Here is a 15,311-nt window from a genome sequence, read left to right on the forward strand (position 1 = left end):
TTCCTGACCTTGCCAGTTTACCGATATAGGGTCAGGGAAAAATTCAGTTAACTCTGAGTTATTGGGTTAGCCGGGTAAATAGCGCCTAAAACACTGGCTTCTGTAGCCCCCGTCACGGAAGGCAAATTTCCCGGCAGGCCCGCGAGCGTTCGCCAGGCAAGCCAGGCAAAGGCCAGCGCTTCCATATCATCGCCGCTGATCCCCGCCTTATCGGTGGTCGAAACCTCGATACCTGGCAACAGCGCCGCCAGACGGGCCATCACTAACGGATTCCGGCCACCGCCGCCACAGACCATCAGCCGCTCGCAGCCGCCGTTGAGCAGCACCTGTTGGGCGATGGAGACCGCCGTCAGCTCCGCCAGCGTGGCCTGTACATCGCGCGCGTCTGCGCCAGGGAAAGCCGCAAGATGGCGCTCTAACCAGCCATAGTTGAAATATTCGCGTCCTGTACTTTTGGGCGCCGACGCAGCAAAGTACGGATCGCGCAACATCTTTTGCAGCAATGGAAGAATAACCTGACCTTCTTTCGCCCATGCCGCGTCTTTGTCGTAGGGCTGCGCGCATTGTCGCCAAATCCACGCATCCATCAACATATTACCCGGCCCCGTGTCGTACCCGCGCACCGCCTGTCCGGGGAAAAGCAGAGATAAATTGGCGATGCCGCCGATATTCAGGACCATACGTTTTTCCGTCGGATGTCCCAACAGCGCGTGATGGAAAGCAGGCACCAACGGCGCGCCTTGTCCGCCCAGCGCAATATCCCGCCGCCGAAAATCGCCGACCACTGTAATCCCCGTATGGGCGACGATGTGATTATTATCGCCAATTTGCAGCGTATGCGGGGCCTCGCCGGTCGGTTCATGCCAGACCGTTTGCCCATGACAACCAATGGCGACGATATCCCGCGGCTGCAAACGTTGTTGCGCTAACAGCGCATTAACCGCCTGTGCAAAAAGCCGGCCTAACTGGGTATCAAGCTGGCCGAGTTGCGAGAGCGTAAGCGGCTGTCCCTGGCAAATATCGAGAATGCCTTTTTTCAGATGAACGGGAATGGGCCAGGTGAGACTTGCCTGTTGCGCAACCATGGTTTCATCAATTGCCGCCAGTACAACATCCACGCCATCAAGGCTGGTTCCGGACATAACGCCAATAAAACGGCCCGATTTCATACCTCTTCCTTTTAAGCTGGGTTAAGCCTTAACACTCGGCATAACGTATTTTGTAATGCTATGCCCACGTCACATTTTTTGCCGTGTCGTCCACGGATATCAATGACCTATCTTTTCTTGCTTCCGACTTCGTTTAAGATTGGTTAATTAACTTCTGATTATGATTTTCACATTCTTTCGGCAGAAGATATGACCTTAACTGCATAAATGCCATATAATTTAGCTATAGGGATGCTGAAATAGCGTTTCGTGAAGAACAGGAGATGGGTAAATGATTAAACGTGTACTGGCCGTTTCACTGATGGGGTTATCCCTAGCGGGGTGTGTTAACAATGATAGCCTTTCGGGTGATGTTTATACCGCATCCGAGGCTAAACAAGTTCAGAATGTAACGTACGGTACTATCGTTAACGTTCGTCCGGTTCAAATTCAGGGCGGTGATGATTCTAACGTGATTGGCGCTATCGGCGGCGCGGTGTTGGGCGGATTCCTCGGCAACACTATCGGCGGCGGTACGGGTCGTTCACTGGCGACCGCGGCAGGCGCGGTGGCTGGCGGCGTAGCGGGCCAGGGCGTCCAGAGCGCAATGAATAAAACCCAGGGTGTGGAACTGGAAATTCGTAAAGACGATGGCAACACCATTATGGTTGTGCAGAAACAAGGAAATACGCGTTTCTCGGCAGGTCAGCGTGTCGTGCTGGCCAGCAACGGCAGCCAGGTTACCGTCTCTCCACGCTAAACCAGGCTTTACGTGTGGTCACATGGCCACACGTATGCCCCTGCACCTCAATCGTGAGAGTGCAATTCCATAATATTGTGTTCAAGTTTGGCGATAAGTTTAATCAGAAGCTCAATCTCCTCTGAAGAAATCCCAGCCAAAATTTCACCGCGCGTTTTATGAATGACCTCTTCCATCTCAGCGATCAGCGGCTCCGCTTTTTCGGTCAGTTTAATCCGCTTAGCGCGACGATCGCTGGCGCAGGTTTGCCGCGAAATTAGCCCCTTATCTTCAAGTTGATCCAACGTGCGTACCAGCGATGGCTGCTCAATGCCTATCGCTTTAGCCAATTGAATCTGCGACTGGTCAGGCGGCAATTGATGAATATTGTGCAACGTGACCCAATGTGTCTGCGTCAATTCCAGAGGCTTGAGGCGATGGTCAATCAGAGCACGCCAAATGCGCACCAACCGTGCCAGATCAGAACCTAGTGGCGATTCCAATTTCATCTCCTTATAATTAGCTTGCTAAGTTATTATGCTGATTTTAGAATAGTGTGCAGTATTTGTATTCTCAAAACAAATGTATTGCTAAATTTGCTTACCAATAGACATTTTTTCAGACATAGTGCGCACTTGGCACCTGTAGCTTCAGTTTTGGCTAAAACTAAAGCATCGATGTCTGACGCAAAGGAATATTGCTTGTGAAGTGTATACTCAACGCCACAGGATTGCCCTTACAAGATCTCATGTTGGGAGCATCTGTTTACTTTCCGCCATTCTTTAAAGCCTTTGCGCTTGGGTTCGTTATCTGGTTGTTTATTCACCGACTCCTGCGTGACCGGATATACTCTGATGAAATCTGGCATCCCCTGTTAATGGATCTCTCCCTCTTTACGCTTTGCGTATGTCTGGGCCTCGTTTTACTGATCGCGTGGTAAATATGTCGTTAAAAACAATAAAATATTTTTCTACTCTCATTGTCGCCGTCGTCGCCGTTCTGGCCGCGTGGTGGCTATGGAATTACTATATGCAATCGCCATGGACGCGCGATGGTAAAATCCGCGCGGAACAGGTCAGCGTAACGCCGCAGGTTTCTGGCAGCATTACCCAACTCAATATCAAAGATAATCAGTTCGTCAACGCCGGGGACGTTCTCTTTGTCATTGATAAAACGCCCTTCCATATTGCAGAACTTAACGCGCAGGCGCAGTTGGCCAAAGCGCAGTCCGATCTGGCAAAAGCGAATAATGAAGCCGATCGACGTCGACATTTATCGCGTAACTACATCTCTGCTGAAGATCTGGATAGCGCCAATCTGAATGTTAAAGCGATGCAGGCCAGCGTAGATGTCGCACTGGCGACGTTAAAACAGGCGCAGTGGCAGCTTAGCCAGACGGAAGTAAAAGCGCCGGTATCCGGCTGGGTGACCAACCTTTCCACGCGTACCGGTGATTATGCCAGCACCGGTAAGCCACTTTTCGCCCTGGTAGATAGCCATTCATTTTATGTAATGGGATATTTCGAAGAAACCAAACTACGCCACATCCGCGAAGGTGAGCCTGCATTAATAACACTGTATAGTGGCAATGTTAAGTTACAGGGTCACGTTGGCAGTATCGGGCGCGCTATTTACGATCAAAGCGTGGAAAGTGACTCCGGTTTAGTGCCCGATATCAAACCCAACGTACCGTGGGTACGTCTGGCGCAACGCGTACCGGTACGTATCGAATTTGACGCTTTGCCGCAGGATATCACGCTCGTCTCCGGCACTACCTGCAGCGTAGCCATTGGACAGCAGTAATGAAACTCTCCCTGCCGGCCCTGCGAAATACGCCCTGGTTTAAAGCGACCTCCGGCCAGTGGCGTTACGCGTTGCGCAATACCATTGCCATGTGTCTCGCGCTGACATTCGCTTATTATCTCAATCTGGATGAGCCCTACTGGGCGATGACTTCGGCCGCAGTGGTGAGCTTTCCGACCGTAGGCGGCGTAATCAGTAAAAGTCTGGGGCGTATTGCCGGGAGTTTACTCGGCGCGACCGCCGCGTTAATTATTGCTGGCCATACGCTGAATGAGCCCTGGTTGTTCTTATTTAGCATGGCCGCCTGGATCGGTTTTTGTACCTGGGCCTGCGCGCATTTTACCAATAATGCCGCTTATGCTTTCCAGTTGTCCGGCTACACGGCGGCGATCATCGCGTTCCCGATGGTTAATATTGTAGAAATCACGCAGTTGTGGGATATCGCCCAGGCACGTGTATGTGAAGTTATCGTCGGCATCCTCTGTGGCGGCATGATGATGATGATCCTACCCAGCACATCGGATGGTACCGCCCTGCTCACCGCGTTGAAAAACATGCATGCGCGCTTGCTGGAACATGCCAGTCTACTGTGGCAGCCGGAGACTACCGACGCTATCCGCTCCGCGCATGAGGGGGTCATTGGGCAAATCCTGACCATGAACCTGCTGCGTATTCAGGCCTTCTGGAGTCACTACCGTTTTCGCCGCCAGAATGCATTGCTAAATGCATTGTTACACCAGCAATTACGGCTAACCAGCGTGATCTCCAGTCTGCGTAGAATGCTTTTAAATTGGCCGACGCCGCCGGAAAACAGCCGCGAAGTCATTGAACAACTCTTAGCTGAGTTGGCAAAACCGCGCGCGGACAGCTACACCGTGGCGCGGATTATTGCGCCGCTACGCCCGCAGGATGAACAGGATTATCGTCACCTCGCGTTCTGGCAGCGATTACGCTATTTTTGTCAGCTATATCTGCGCAGCAGCCGTCAGTTATATCTGATCGAAAGCGGCGCGCCGGTGGATCAAATCCATATCCGCCGCACTCCCGGCCTTGCGCGGCATACGGATAACGCAGAGGCCATCTGGAGCGGCGTGCGTACCTTTTGCACGCTCACGGTGATTGGCGCCTGGAGTATTGGCGCGCAATGGGAATCCGGGCCCGGCGCATTAACCCTGGCGGCGATCAGTTGCGTCCTCTACTCCATCGTCGCCACGCCGTTTAAGTCGCTTTCCTTATTGATGCGTACTTTAGTGCTGCTGTCCTTATTCAGCTTCGTGGTGAAATTTGGCCTGATGGTGCAAATCACCGATCTGTGGCAATTCTTGCTTTTCCTTTTTCCGCTGTTCGTCACGATGCAACTGCTTAAACTGCAGATGCCTAAGCTGGCGGGACTGTGGGGGCAGCTTATCGTTTTTATGGGCTCATTCATCGCCGTGACCAATCCACCGGTGTACGACTTCGCCGACTTCCTTAACGATAATACCGCCAAGATCGTCGGCGTCGCGATTTCCTGGCTGGCGTTTGCGATTTTGCGCCCCGGTTCCGATGCCGTAAAAAGCCGCCGCCATATCCGCGCGCTACGCCGGGATTTCGTCGATCAGCTTAGCCGTCACCCTTCCCATAACGAAAGCGAGTTTGAATCGCTGACCTATCATCACGTCAGTCAGCTCAGCAATAGTCAGGATGCGCTGGCGCGCCGGTGGTTATTACGTTGGGGAGTGGTGCTGCTGAACTGCTCGCATGTGGTGTGGCAGCTGCGCGCCTGGGAGTCGCGTTCCGATCCGCTTTCCCGGGTGCGGGATATTTGTATATCCCTGCTGCGCGATGTGATGAGCGAGCGCGGCGTGCAGCAACGCCCGCTTGCCGTCACGCTACAGGAATTACAGCGTATCTGCGACACGCTCGCACATCATCATCAACCCGCCGCGCATGAGCTGGCGGCGATTATCTGGCGTTTACACTGTTCGCTGTCGCAGCTGGAACAGGCTCCAGCGCAGGGAACACTGTCTCCGGGTTATTTAATGACGCCGCAGGCGTAACGCATTCCGCCGCCGCCGAGCGGTTTCGGCTGATCGGACATGTTATCGCCGCCCACATGGATCATGAGCGCTTTATCTTTCACTTCATCAAGAGACTTCAGACGTGGCGCAGTAACCGGTTCGGTGGCGATACCATCATTATTAACGACTAACACCGGGAGGTCGCCCAGATGCCCCTGGCCTTCCGGCCCTTCATGCTTGCCGGTATTTTGTGGGTCCAGATGACCACCAGCGGCTTCTGCGGCAACCGCTTTGCCGTCTTTAATCGCGGGCTGGCAGCTACCGTTGGCATGAATGTGAAAACCATGCTCGCCCGGCGGCAACGCTTTAAGGTGTGGGGTAAATTTTAAGCCGCCTTCGGTTTCATCGATGACGACGGTGCCGATAGACTGTCCTACGCCTTGCGCCGTCACCAGATTCATCTCTACTTTCTCGCTGGCGGCCTGCGCACCCGCACAGGCCAGCAGCGTCACCATCGCTAAACTTAATCGCTTCATAAAACCTCCGTTACATGTGGTCGCCTGTTAAGTGTAAACCACTGGCGAAAACATGTACGGAAAGTCAACGAGTTGGCGATTACGGCACGTCATAACCCAGTGCCGCCTTGCGGATTCGGAACCACTGTTGACGCGTCAATGACAGCGTTTCCGCTTCTAATGCGGCGCGTACGCGTTCGATTTTACCCGAGCCAATAATCGGCAGCGGTTGCGACGGCAAACGTAAAATCCAGGCATAGACCACCTGTTCAATAGAACTGGCGTTGAGTTCTTGCGCGATAACGGAAAGTTCCTGGCGCAACGGCTGATAAGCCTCATCATTAAACAGCCGACCGCCGCCAAGACATGACCAGGCCATCGGACGAATACGCAGTTGCTGTAATTGATCTAATGTGCCGTCCAGCAACAAAGGCTGATGAACCGGCGAGATCTCTACCTGGTTGGTCGCCAGGGTGAAAGGCAGGCGCGATTGCAGCAACGTAAATTGTGCTGGCGTAAAATTAGAAACGCCAAAATGGCGCACTTTGCCGCTTTGGTGCAGATGTTGAAACGCCTCGGCGACGTCATCCGCATCCATTAACGGATCGGGACGGTGAATTAACAACATATCCAGATAATCTGTCGCCAGATTTTTTAATGACTGTTCGGCGCTCAGAATAATATGGCGGCGATCGGTAATATAATGACCGAGCTTATTTTCCGCTCTGGCAGTGGTCGCAATACCGCATTTGGTAACGATTTGCAGTTTTTCCCGCAAATGCGGCGCCAGCGTTAGCGCCTCGCCAAACGCCGCTTCGCACTGATAACCGCCATAAATGTCCGCATGGTCAACGGTAGTGACGCCCAAATCCAGATGTTCTTCGATAAAACTCACTAACTGACGCGCGGACATATTCCAGTCCATCAAACGCCAGTAACCCATGACAAAACGCGAAAACTCCGGGCCTTGTGGAGCGATGGTGACACGCTGAACCATAACAGATTCCTCATAGAGAATAATGAGGTTGAGTATACGCAATTCCGCGTTTAAAAGAGTGAAGGTTGTTGAGGATCTTCCGATGGGAGAGGCTTATTTGCGCGTATTTTACGCAAGAAACGCTGGCGACAAAGCCGCAGTACATTTTGTTTCTCGACATCGCTCATTTTTTGCCAGTTAAACCGTTCGTCGCGGCTGCGCATACAGCCCCGACAAAAGCCACGCTCATCAGACTGGCAGATACCGCGACATGGGCTTGCTACAGGAAAAAACTCCAACTGCTCGGCCACATCCCCTCCTCAACGTTTGACGCTTATGACTATTGAAGACGCTAACTGACATTATGGCAACTCTGCTTGCAGTAGACCGACTGGTCTACTATACTGCCTGCTATGAATAAGCAAACCGAACATGATACCCGCGAACATCTGCTGGCCACCGGCGAGCAGCTTTGTATGCAACGGGGTTTTACCGGCATGGGGCTTAGCGAATTGCTCAAAACCGCCCAGGTGCCTAAAGGGTCGTTTTATCACTACTTTCGCTCGAAAGAAGCCTTCGGCGTCGCCATGCTTGAGCGACATTACGCCTGCTATCATCAGCGTCTTATGGCGCACTTCACCTCCGGTCCCGGTAATCATCGCGATCGTCTTCTCGCCTGGTATCAGGAAACGTTAAAGCAGTTTTGCCAGCAAGGCGCCATTAGCGGTTGCCTGACGGTGAAACTGTCAGCGGAGGTCTGCGATCTGTCGGAGGATATGCGCTCTACGATGGATAAAGGGGCGCAGGAGATCATGGCACTGCTTGCACGCGCGCTGGAAGAGGGCCGTAATAGCCACTGTTTACATTTCACCGGCCAGCCGTTGCCACAGGCGCAGGTACTTTATGCTCTGTGGCTGGGCGCCAATTTGCAGGCCAAAATATCCCGTAGCGCCGCGCCGCTGGAAAATGCGTTGGCGCATGTTAAGACCATCATTGCAACGCCTGAGCAATAACAGGCGTTTTTATTTCCTTTATTACAAGACGACCGGTCTACTTATATCAGGAGCCACTATGTCATCAGCAAAACTGTTTACCCCCCTCAAGGTGGGTGCCATCACGGCGACAAATCGCGTATTTATGGCGCCTTTGACGCGTTTGCGGAGTATTGAACCGGGCGACATTCCTACGCCGTTAATGGCGGAATATTACCGTCAACGCGCCAGCGCCGGATTGATCATCAGCGAAGCCACACAAATCTCCGCACAGGCGAAAGGCTATGCCGGCGCACCGGGATTACACAGCGATGAGCAGATCGCCGCCTGGAAAAAAATCACTCAGGGAGTTCATGCTCAGGGCGGCCATATGGCGGTGCAACTGTGGCATACGGGCCGTATTTCACACGCCAGCCTGCAACCAGGCGGACAAGCGCCCGTCGCGCCATCCGCTATCAATGCGGGAACCCGCACCTCTTTGCGTGACGAAAACGGCCAGGCCATCCGCGTAGAAACTTCCTCGCCGCGCGCGCTGGATACTCATGAGATCCCCGGGATCGTCAACGATTTCCGCCAGGCTATCGCCAATGCCCGAGAGGCAGGCTTCGATCTGGTGGAGCTGCACTCCGCGCACGGTTATCTGCTGCACCAGTTCCTCTCACCGTCTTCTAATCACCGTACCGATCGGTACGGCGGCAGCGTAGAGAATCGCGCCCGTCTGGTGCTGGAGGTGGTTGATGCCGGCATTAAGGAATGGGGCGCGGACCGTATCGGCATCCGCCTTTCTCCTGTCGGCACTTTCCAGAATGTCGATAACGGCCCGAATGAAGAAGCTGACGCCCTTTATCTGATTGAAGCGTTAGGCAAACGCGGCATCGCTTATCTGCATATGTCTGAACCAGACTGGGCGGGCGGCGAACCGTACAGCGACGCGTTCCGTGAAAAAGTGCGCGCGCGTTTCCACGGTCCCATCATCGGCGCTGGCGCCTATACGCCAGAAAAAGCGGAAGATCTGATCGAAAAAGGGCTGATTGACGCCGTGGCGTTTGGTCGTGATTACATCGCGAACCCGGATCTGGTAGCGCGTCTGCAACGTAAAGCGGAACTTAATCCACAGCGTCCCGAAAGTTTTTATGGCGGCGGCGCGGAAGGCTACACTGACTACCCTACTCTGTAATTTCATTGATAGCGGCCGCACATCGCCGCTATACTTTGAATATCTTGACTATTTTAAGGACAACGAAAATGCGTTTATTGCATACTATGCTGCGCGTCGGCGATTTGCAGCGTTCCATCGCTTTTTACACTAACGTTCTGGGCATGAAATTGCTGCGTACCAGTGAGAATCCGGAATACAAATACTCGCTGGCCTTTGTGGGATATGGTCCGGAAACGGAAGAAGCGGTCATCGAACTAACCTATAACTGGGGCGTTGAGAGCTACGACATGGGCAATGCGTATGGGCATATCGCGCTGAGCGTTGACAATGCTGCTGAAGCCTGTGAACGCATTCGTCAGAACGGCGGTAACGTGACCCGTGAAGCGGGGCCGGTAAAAGGCGGTTCGACCATCATCGCCTTCGTTGAAGATCCGGATGGCTATAAAATCGAATTGATTGAAGCTAAAGACGCAGGCCGCGGTCTGGGTAACTGATCCCCCGCCGGGCGCAGGTCACTGCGCCCGTTGTTTTACTGCATCCCGGCGTAAAATTTGCCATAATACGCGCTGCATTTTTTCGTATTAAGAGACTCAGATGTCCGATAACGCTCAACTTTCCGGTCTGTGCGACCGTTTTCGTGGTTTTTATCCTGTCGTCATCGACGTTGAAACTGCAGGATTTAACGCTAAAACCGATGCGCTGCTCGAAATCGCCGCCATCACGCTGAAAATGGATGAACAAGGCTGGCTGATGCCGGACATGACGCTGCATTTCCATGTGGAGCCGTTCGCTGGAGCCAACTTACAGCCGGAAGCGCTTGCGTTTAACGGTATCGATCCCTCTAACCCGCTACGCGGCGCGGTGAGTGAATATGAGGCGCTACACGCTATTTTCAAAATGGTGCGTAAAGGTATCAAAGACAGCGGTTGTAGCCGCGCCATTATGGTCGCGCATAACGCCACTTTTGATCACAGTTTTATGATGGCCGCCGCAGAGCGCGCCTCGCTGAAACGTAACCCGTTTCATCCGTTCGTCACCTTTGATACTGCGGCATTGAGCGGACTGGCGCTGGGACAAACGGTGTTATCAAAAGCGTGCCTGGCGGCAGGTATGGAGTTTGACGGTGAAAAGGCCCACTCCGCTTTGTATGATACCGAGCGGACAGCGGTGCTGTTTTGTGAAATTGTCAATCGCTGGAAGCGCCTGGGCGGCTGGCCGTTACCTTTGCCGACGGACAAATAACGAGGCTAACAACGCCGCTCTTGCTCACGATGGCGGTAAAAAAGCGACCTTTACAGGTCGCTTTCTCCTTGCACAGATTACTCTGCGTCCGGCTCCTGAGTTTTATATTTTGCCGCAGTTTCTTTAATAAGCTGCTGCAACTCACCACGCTGATACATTTCAATCACAATATCACACCCGCCGACCAGCTCGCCGTCCACCCACAGTTGTGGGAATGTCGGCCAGTTGGCGTATTTCGGTAATTCAGCGCGAATATCCGGGTTTTGCAGGATATCAACATAGGCAAAACGTTCCCCGCAGGCTGAAAGCGCCTGAACGGCCTGCGCAGAGAAACCACAGCTTGGCAGTTTCGGTGAACCTTTCATATACAGGAGAATCGGGTTTTCAGCGATCTGGCGCTGAATTTTTTCGATAGTGGTGCTCATTGTCTCGCTTCCTTAAACTACTTTTACGACTGAAGCCTGTCATTGTAACGGGTCAGGCTGGCAACGGAAAATAACATTTTCATCATGCCTTATTATTTTACCGTCTGCGGGAATAAGTTGTATACAAAATATCTTTTAAGCGGGTTGCCGCGCAGTGATTTGTAGATAACGCGTTCGTGTTTAGCATTAATTGCTATTTTTTTACATCTGTTAACGAAACACAGCTTCAGAAACCAAAAGCAATTACCAATCTGTGCTTTTGTAGATTAGAATTATCAGGTTTTGTAAATCATACGCAGGCATGAATCGCCTGCCTTTAACAGAGGATTGCTCAGTGGCGCGGATAAACAAAATCTCGATCACGCTCTGTGCTTTACTTTTTACTACTCTCCCCTTTACGCCAATGGCCCATGCTTCCAGGCAAGCCAAAGCGACGCCTGCTGTTTCTCATGTCACGAAAACGGCAGATAAAAAGAAAAGCACAACGAAAAAAATCAGTAAAACCAGCAAAAAAAACGTAAAAAAAACCTCAAAAACCAGCCGTTCTTCTTCCGCTTCTACGCCAAAACGTACCACCGCCTCCACGAAATCTCGTCATACGACGCATCGTCGTAACAGAACCGCGCCCACGTCAATCGCCGCCCTCGACGTAACGGAAAAATGCACGACGCGTAAAGGCCGTAAGCCGCACTGCGTGAAGGGGAAAGGAACATTGCCGGTCTCTATTGCCGATGCGCATCGTGCAAAAGTACAAAAAGCGACGAAAACCGCGATGTCCAAACTCATGAATCAGATTGGTAAACCGTATCACTGGGGAGGCGCGTCGCCGCGCACCGGTTTTGATTGCAGCGGTCTGGTTTATTATGCCTATAAAGATTTAGTGAAGATCCGTATCCCCCGAACGGCGAATGAGATGTATCACCTGCGTGACGCGGCGCCCATTGAGCGTAGCGAGTTGAAAAACGGCGATCTGGTGTTCTTTCGTACGCAGGGGCGCGGCACCGCCGATCACGTTGGCGTCTATGTCGGCAACGGTAAGTTTATTCAGTCCCCGCGCAGCGGTCAGGAAATTAAGATCACCTCACTGAACGAAGAGTACTGGCAACGTCATTATGTCGGCGCCCGCCGGGTGATGACGCCTAAAACAATTCGCTAATATTTTATCCTGTCGTTTAACGACAGGATAACTTCTTCTTTTGCGCCACCGCTCAATTTGCTACCCTATCCTTACGCGCACCAGGGGTATTGTGCGTGCGCAATATTAATAATAAGGAGAGAAGCAATGTCGTTCGAATTACCTGCATTACCGTATGCCAAAGATGCTCTGGCGCCGCATATTTCTGCTGAGACGCTGGAATATCACTATGGCAAACATCATCAGACTTACGTGACCAATCTTAACAATTTGATCAAAGGCACGGCGTTTGAAGGCAAATCGCTGGAAGAGATCGTGCGCACTTCCGAAGGCGGCATCTTTAATAACGCCGCTCAGGTGTGGAACCACACCTTCTACTGGAACTGCCTGGCGCCAAATGCTGGCGGCGAACCGACCGGGAAACTGGCTGAAGCTATCGCGGCATCTTTTGGCAGCTTCGCGGAATTTAAAGCGCAGTTCACCGATGCCGCTATCAAAAACTTTGGTTCCGGATGGACATGGCTGGTAAAAAGCGCTGATGGCAAACTGGCTATCGTTTCTACCTCAAATGCCGGTACGCCGCTGACTACGGATGCAACGCCGTTGCTGACGGTTGATGTGTGGGAACACGCGTATTACATCGACTACCGCAACGCCCGTCCAAACTATCTGGAGCATTTCTGGGCGCTGGTTAACTGGGAATTTGTTGCGAAAAATCTCGCCGCATAAGTCTGAGTACGCAGAAGGTACGCCTTCTGCGTTTTAGAGAGGGATAGAATAGAGGAGACGCCCACCCTCAGAAGAGAGGAAATCAGTGCAGAGCGGCCGTTAATCCACCTGCGACAATCACGCCCAGAACAATCAGCGTAGTAATCAACGAAAATTTCAGGTCGGTACTCATCAAGTTTTCTCCTTTTTATTCCCACACAAAAAGTGATATAGCGCATTTTTGCACATTCCCGCACAAAAATCTCTCATGTTTTATATTGATAACTGTTTTTAACGCTTCCCCTTTTCCTCAAGATCAGACAAAATTCCAGGCTTACTGAATTAGCGTAACGGCCATTGACCCCTTCCTGACGTTCCGTGTCGTTTTTCCGGCGTGCCGCAACCCTGATGTTGCGATTAGGGTGTGTGTAGGCAAACGTTTACCTGGCGTTTCTCAGGAGCTTAGCGAGGGTCTGGAGTGAAATGTAATGGCAACAATTAAAGATGTAGCGAAACGAGCAAACGTTTCCACTACAACTGTATCACACGTAATCAACAAAACGCGTTTTGTCGCTGAAGAAACGCGTAACGCGGTCTGGGCGGCAATTAAAGAGCTGCACTACTCTCCCAGCGCCGTCGCGCGTAGCCTGAAGGTTAACCATACCAAGTCGATAGGCTTACTGGCGACCAGCAGCGAAGCGGCCTATTTTGCCGAAATTATCGAGGCGGTTGAAAAAAACTGTTTCCAGAAAGGCTATACGCTGATTTTAGGCAACGCCTGGAATAACCTGGAAAAACAGCGCGCCTACCTGTCCATGATGGCGCAAAAGCGCGTGGATGGCCTGCTGGTGATGTGTTCTGAGTATCCAGAACCTCTGCTTTCCATGCTGGAAGAGTATCGCCATATTCCGATGGTGGTGATGGACTGGGGCGAGGCGAAGGCCGATTTTACCGACACGGTGATTGATAACGCCTTTGCAGGCGGCTATATGGCGGGTCGTTATCTGGTTGAGCGCGGCCACCGGGATATCGGCGTTATTCCCGGCCCGCTGGAGCGCAACACCGGCGCGGGCCGGCTGGCAGGCTTTATGAAAGCCATGGAGGAGGCGCTGATCAACGTGCCGGACAACTGGATTGTTCAGGGCGACTTCGAGCCGGAATCCGGTTACCACGCGATGCAGCAAATTTTATCGCAGTCACATCGCCCTACCGCCGTTTTCTGCGGCGGCGATATTATGGCGATGGGCGCGCTTTGCGCGGCTGACGAAATGGGGCTTCGCGTACCGCAGGACGTTTCGGTGATCGGTTATGACAATGTGCGTAACGCCCGTTACTTTACCCCGGCGCTGACGACGATTCACCAGCCCAAAGACTCTTTAGGCGAAACCGCATTTAATATGCTATTGGATCGCATCGTCAATAAGCGTGAAGAGTCACAGTCTATTGAAGTTCATCCACGCCTGGTTGAGCGTCGCTCGGTCGCTGACGGCCCGTTCCGCGACTATCGGCGTTAATCCCCGCTGTCGGGAGCCTCTTCTGGCTCCCGCAGCCACTCCCGATTCAACGTTTCGCTATCGCCCAAATAGTCCAGCAGCCATGCCAGCGCGGGCGAGGCCTCGTTTTGCTGCCACGTCACGCAACAGGCCGCATCGGGAAACGGATTCTCTAACATCAGCGCCACCCATTTTCCGCTGTCTATCCACTGTCGGGCAAAATGCGTCGGCACCATTCCCACGCATAATCCTGCCGACAGGCAGGTTGCCGATGACTCCCAGTCCGGTACGACGACCCTTTTTTGGTTATCCAGCAGCCAGGTAATCCGTTTCGGTAAGGTTCGCGAAGTGTCTTCCCTGACCAGCGACGGCCAGTTGCGCAGGGTATCATCGCTTAACGGCCCAGGCATTGACGCCAGCGGATGATCGCTTGCCACTACACAGCTCCAGCTCAGGGTCCCCATATCCCGAAAAGCGTAACGCCCCCCTACCGGAATCGCCTGCGTCGCCCCAATCGCCAGTTCGACACGCCCGTCGGAGAGCGCGTCCCAGACGCCGTTAAACACCTCCTGAAAAACCAGCAGTTCCACATCGTCAAAATGGCGATAGAAATCGACGATCATCTGCCGGGTACGTTCTGGTCTGACGATATTGTCCACCGCAATAGCTAACTGCCCGCGCCAGCCATTAGCAATTTGCTGACACTGTTGGCGAGTGATCTGCATTTTTTTGATAACAGAACGCCCTTCTTTTAAAAACCAGACGCCAGCAGGCGTCAGTTCAACATCACGGTGACGTCGTACAAAAAGCGGTACGGCCAGCCACTCCTCTAACTGACGAACGGTGTAACTGACTGCTGAAGGCACACGGTGCAGTTCCTGCGCCGCCGCGCTAAAACTGCCATTGCGCGCTACGGCGTCAACCACTTCAAGCGAGTATTCCGACCACATAATTTGCCTACAAAAATTTTGAATTC

Annotated in this window: 19 protein-coding genes; 11 read left to right on the top strand and 8 right to left on the bottom strand. The window is 52.6% G+C overall.

All coding sequences use genetic code 11. The annotated features are described in order from the left end of the window. Window positions 1-47 precede the first annotated feature (47 nt). Window positions 48-1,169: an anhydro-N-acetylmuramic acid kinase gene (gene anmK, locus ACLJNW_RS04465; RefSeq protein ID WP_000835011.1), complete on the bottom strand. Its 1,122-nt coding sequence runs from the start codon at window positions 1,167-1,169 to the stop codon at window positions 48-50. Window positions 1,170-1,440: 271 nt separating this feature from the next. Between anmK and slyB the strand changes: the two genes are divergently transcribed. Further along, window positions 1,441-1,908, top strand: coding sequence for an outer membrane lipoprotein SlyB (gene slyB / locus ACLJNW_RS04470; protein WP_000597179.1), 468 nt, complete (start codon window positions 1,441-1,443; stop codon window positions 1,906-1,908). A gap of 47 nt (window positions 1,909-1,955) precedes the next feature. Here slyB and slyA read toward each other — a convergent pair whose 3' ends face one another. Then, complete coding sequence (gene slyA, locus ACLJNW_RS04475) at window positions 1,956-2,396, bottom strand: transcriptional regulator SlyA (protein ID WP_000764553.1); 441 nt, start codon at window positions 2,394-2,396, stop codon at window positions 1,956-1,958. A 194-nt stretch (window positions 2,397-2,590) separates the two neighbouring features. Here slyA and ACLJNW_RS04480 point away from each other — a divergent pair, with 194 nt between their 5' ends. Genes ACLJNW_RS04480 through ACLJNW_RS04490 form a run of 3 tightly spaced genes read left to right on the top strand, consistent with a single transcriptional unit; the run spans window position 2,591 to window position 5,729 of the window. After that, window positions 2,591-2,827: a DUF1656 domain-containing protein gene (locus ACLJNW_RS04480; RefSeq protein WP_000649755.1), complete on the top strand. Its 237-nt coding sequence runs from the start codon at window positions 2,591-2,593 to the stop codon at window positions 2,825-2,827. A 2-nt stretch (window positions 2,828-2,829) separates the two neighbouring features. Further along, window positions 2,830-3,690, top strand: coding sequence for an HlyD family secretion protein (locus ACLJNW_RS04485; protein WP_001531609.1), 861 nt, complete (start codon window positions 2,830-2,832; stop codon window positions 3,688-3,690). Then, entirely contained in the window at window positions 3,690-5,729 is a 2,040-nt protein-coding gene (locus tag ACLJNW_RS04490) for an FUSC family protein (RefSeq protein ID WP_000777625.1), read from the top strand. The genes ACLJNW_RS04485 and ACLJNW_RS04490 overlap by 1 nt, the downstream gene beginning before the upstream one ends. On the opposite strand, the gene sodC2 is transcribed toward ACLJNW_RS04490, so the two are convergent. The 3 genes from sodC2 to ACLJNW_RS04505 form a co-directional block, all read right to left on the bottom strand. Further along, complete coding sequence (gene sodC2, locus ACLJNW_RS04495) at window positions 5,705-6,226, bottom strand: superoxide dismutase [Cu-Zn] SodC2 (protein WP_000826820.1); 522 nt, start codon at window positions 6,224-6,226, stop codon at window positions 5,705-5,707. The two genes, ACLJNW_RS04490 and sodC2, sit on opposite strands and share 25 nt — an antisense overlap. Before the next feature lie 79 nt (window positions 6,227-6,305). Beyond that, window positions 6,306-7,202 (bottom strand): aldo/keto reductase family oxidoreductase, encoded by an 897-nt coding sequence (locus ACLJNW_RS04500; RefSeq protein WP_000250717.1) that lies wholly within the window; start codon window positions 7,200-7,202, stop codon window positions 6,306-6,308. Window positions 7,203-7,252: 50 nt separating this feature from the next. Beyond that, entirely contained in the window at window positions 7,253-7,492 is a 240-nt protein-coding gene (locus tag ACLJNW_RS04505) for a DUF1289 domain-containing protein (protein ID WP_001519323.1), read from the bottom strand. A 102-nt stretch (window positions 7,493-7,594) separates the two neighbouring features. Here ACLJNW_RS04505 and ACLJNW_RS04510 point away from each other — a divergent pair, with 102 nt between their 5' ends. From ACLJNW_RS04510 to rnt, 4 genes are all read left to right on the top strand, one after another. Then, window positions 7,595-8,194, top strand: a complete 600-nt coding sequence (locus ACLJNW_RS04510) for a TetR/AcrR family transcriptional regulator (RefSeq protein ID WP_001041819.1) — start codon at window positions 7,595-7,597, stop codon at window positions 8,192-8,194. Between the two features lie 58 nt (window positions 8,195-8,252). Further along, window positions 8,253-9,350, top strand: a complete 1,098-nt coding sequence (locus tag ACLJNW_RS04515) for an alkene reductase (RefSeq protein ID WP_024154579.1) — start codon at window positions 8,253-8,255, stop codon at window positions 9,348-9,350. A 68-nt stretch (window positions 9,351-9,418) separates the two neighbouring features. Continuing rightward, a complete protein-coding gene (gene gloA / locus ACLJNW_RS04520) occupies window positions 9,419-9,826 on the top strand; it encodes a lactoylglutathione lyase (protein ID WP_001237787.1) in 408 nt (135 codons plus the stop codon). A gap of 100 nt (window positions 9,827-9,926) precedes the next feature. Then, window positions 9,927-10,574, top strand: a complete 648-nt coding sequence (rnt, locus tag ACLJNW_RS04525) for a ribonuclease T (RefSeq protein WP_001282267.1) — start codon at window positions 9,927-9,929, stop codon at window positions 10,572-10,574. 77 nt (window positions 10,575-10,651) lie between these two features. Here the strand turns inward: rnt and grxD are convergent, their stop codons facing one another. Beyond that, window positions 10,652-10,999, bottom strand: coding sequence for a monothiol glutaredoxin 4 (grxD, locus tag ACLJNW_RS04530; protein ID WP_000108176.1), 348 nt, complete (start codon window positions 10,997-10,999; stop codon window positions 10,652-10,654). Window positions 11,000-11,333: 334 nt separating this feature from the next. On the opposite strand from grxD, the gene ACLJNW_RS04535 reads away from it, so the two are divergent. Both ACLJNW_RS04535 and sodB read left to right on the top strand, forming a co-directional pair. Continuing rightward, entirely contained in the window at window positions 11,334-12,155 is an 822-nt protein-coding gene (locus ACLJNW_RS04535) for a C40 family peptidase (protein ID WP_001520344.1), read from the top strand. A gap of 126 nt (window positions 12,156-12,281) precedes the next feature. Continuing rightward, entirely contained in the window at window positions 12,282-12,863 is a 582-nt protein-coding gene (sodB, locus tag ACLJNW_RS04540; RefSeq protein ID WP_000007300.1) for a superoxide dismutase [Fe], read from the top strand. Window positions 12,864-12,945: 82 nt separating this feature from the next. Here the strand turns inward: sodB and ACLJNW_RS04545 are convergent, their stop codons facing one another. Beyond that, complete coding sequence (locus ACLJNW_RS04545; protein WP_000102277.1) at window positions 12,946-13,035, bottom strand: YnhF family membrane protein; 90 nt, start codon at window positions 13,033-13,035, stop codon at window positions 12,946-12,948. Between the two features lie 295 nt (window positions 13,036-13,330). Here ACLJNW_RS04545 and purR point away from each other — a divergent pair, with 295 nt between their 5' ends. Continuing rightward, window positions 13,331-14,356, top strand: a complete 1,026-nt coding sequence (gene purR, locus ACLJNW_RS04550) for an HTH-type transcriptional repressor PurR (RefSeq protein WP_000190993.1) — start codon at window positions 13,331-13,333, stop codon at window positions 14,354-14,356. On the opposite strand, the gene punR is transcribed toward purR, so the two are convergent. Then, complete coding sequence (punR, locus tag ACLJNW_RS04555; protein ID WP_024154578.1) at window positions 14,353-15,285, bottom strand: DNA-binding transcriptional activator PunR; 933 nt, start codon at window positions 15,283-15,285, stop codon at window positions 14,353-14,355. The two genes, purR and punR, sit on opposite strands and share 4 nt — an antisense overlap. Between the last annotated feature and the right edge of the window lie 26 nt (window positions 15,286-15,311).

Origin of the sequence: Salmonella sp. SAL4457, from assembly GCF_046548235.1 — a bacterium.
GTDB classification, from domain to species: domain Bacteria; phylum Pseudomonadota; class Gammaproteobacteria; order Enterobacterales; family Enterobacteriaceae; genus Salmonella; species Salmonella enterica.

What these genes read in the sequence shown, in the direction of transcription:
- sodC2 (WP_000826820.1), bottom strand. Translation starts at nt 6,226, where the DNA reads ATGAAGCGATTAAGTTTAGCGATGGTGACGCTGCTGGCCTGTGCGGGT.
- ACLJNW_RS04545 (WP_000102277.1), bottom strand. Translation starts at nt 13,035, where the DNA reads ATGAGTACCGACCTGAAATTTTCGTTGATTACTACGCTGATTGTTCTG.
- slyB (WP_000597179.1), top strand. Translation starts at nt 1,441, where the DNA reads ATGATTAAACGTGTACTGGCCGTTTCACTGATGGGGTTATCCCTAGCG.
- ACLJNW_RS04510 (WP_001041819.1), top strand. Translation starts at nt 7,595, where the DNA reads ATGAATAAGCAAACCGAACATGATACCCGCGAACATCTGCTGGCCACC.
- rnt (WP_001282267.1), top strand. Translation starts at nt 9,927, where the DNA reads ATGTCCGATAACGCTCAACTTTCCGGTCTGTGCGACCGTTTTCGTGGT.
- gloA (WP_001237787.1), top strand. Translation starts at nt 9,419, where the DNA reads ATGCGTTTATTGCATACTATGCTGCGCGTCGGCGATTTGCAGCGTTCC.
- ACLJNW_RS04485 (WP_001531609.1), top strand. Translation starts at nt 2,830, where the DNA reads ATGTCGTTAAAAACAATAAAATATTTTTCTACTCTCATTGTCGCCGTC.
- ACLJNW_RS04500 (WP_000250717.1), bottom strand. Translation starts at nt 7,202, where the DNA reads ATGGTTCAGCGTGTCACCATCGCTCCACAAGGCCCGGAGTTTTCGCGT.
- grxD (WP_000108176.1), bottom strand. Translation starts at nt 10,999, where the DNA reads ATGAGCACCACTATCGAAAAAATTCAGCGCCAGATCGCTGAAAACCCG.
- purR (WP_000190993.1), top strand. Translation starts at nt 13,331, where the DNA reads ATGGCAACAATTAAAGATGTAGCGAAACGAGCAAACGTTTCCACTACA.
- ACLJNW_RS04515 (WP_024154579.1), top strand. Translation starts at nt 8,253, where the DNA reads ATGTCATCAGCAAAACTGTTTACCCCCCTCAAGGTGGGTGCCATCACG.
- sodB (WP_000007300.1), top strand. Translation starts at nt 12,282, where the DNA reads ATGTCGTTCGAATTACCTGCATTACCGTATGCCAAAGATGCTCTGGCG.
- punR (WP_024154578.1), bottom strand. Translation starts at nt 15,285, where the DNA reads ATGTGGTCGGAATACTCGCTTGAAGTGGTTGACGCCGTAGCGCGCAAT.
- slyA (WP_000764553.1), bottom strand. Translation starts at nt 2,396, where the DNA reads ATGAAATTGGAATCGCCACTAGGTTCTGATCTGGCACGGTTGGTGCGC.
- anmK (WP_000835011.1), bottom strand. Translation starts at nt 1,169, where the DNA reads ATGAAATCGGGCCGTTTTATTGGCGTTATGTCCGGAACCAGCCTTGAT.
- ACLJNW_RS04490 (WP_000777625.1), top strand. Translation starts at nt 3,690, where the DNA reads ATGAAACTCTCCCTGCCGGCCCTGCGAAATACGCCCTGGTTTAAAGCG.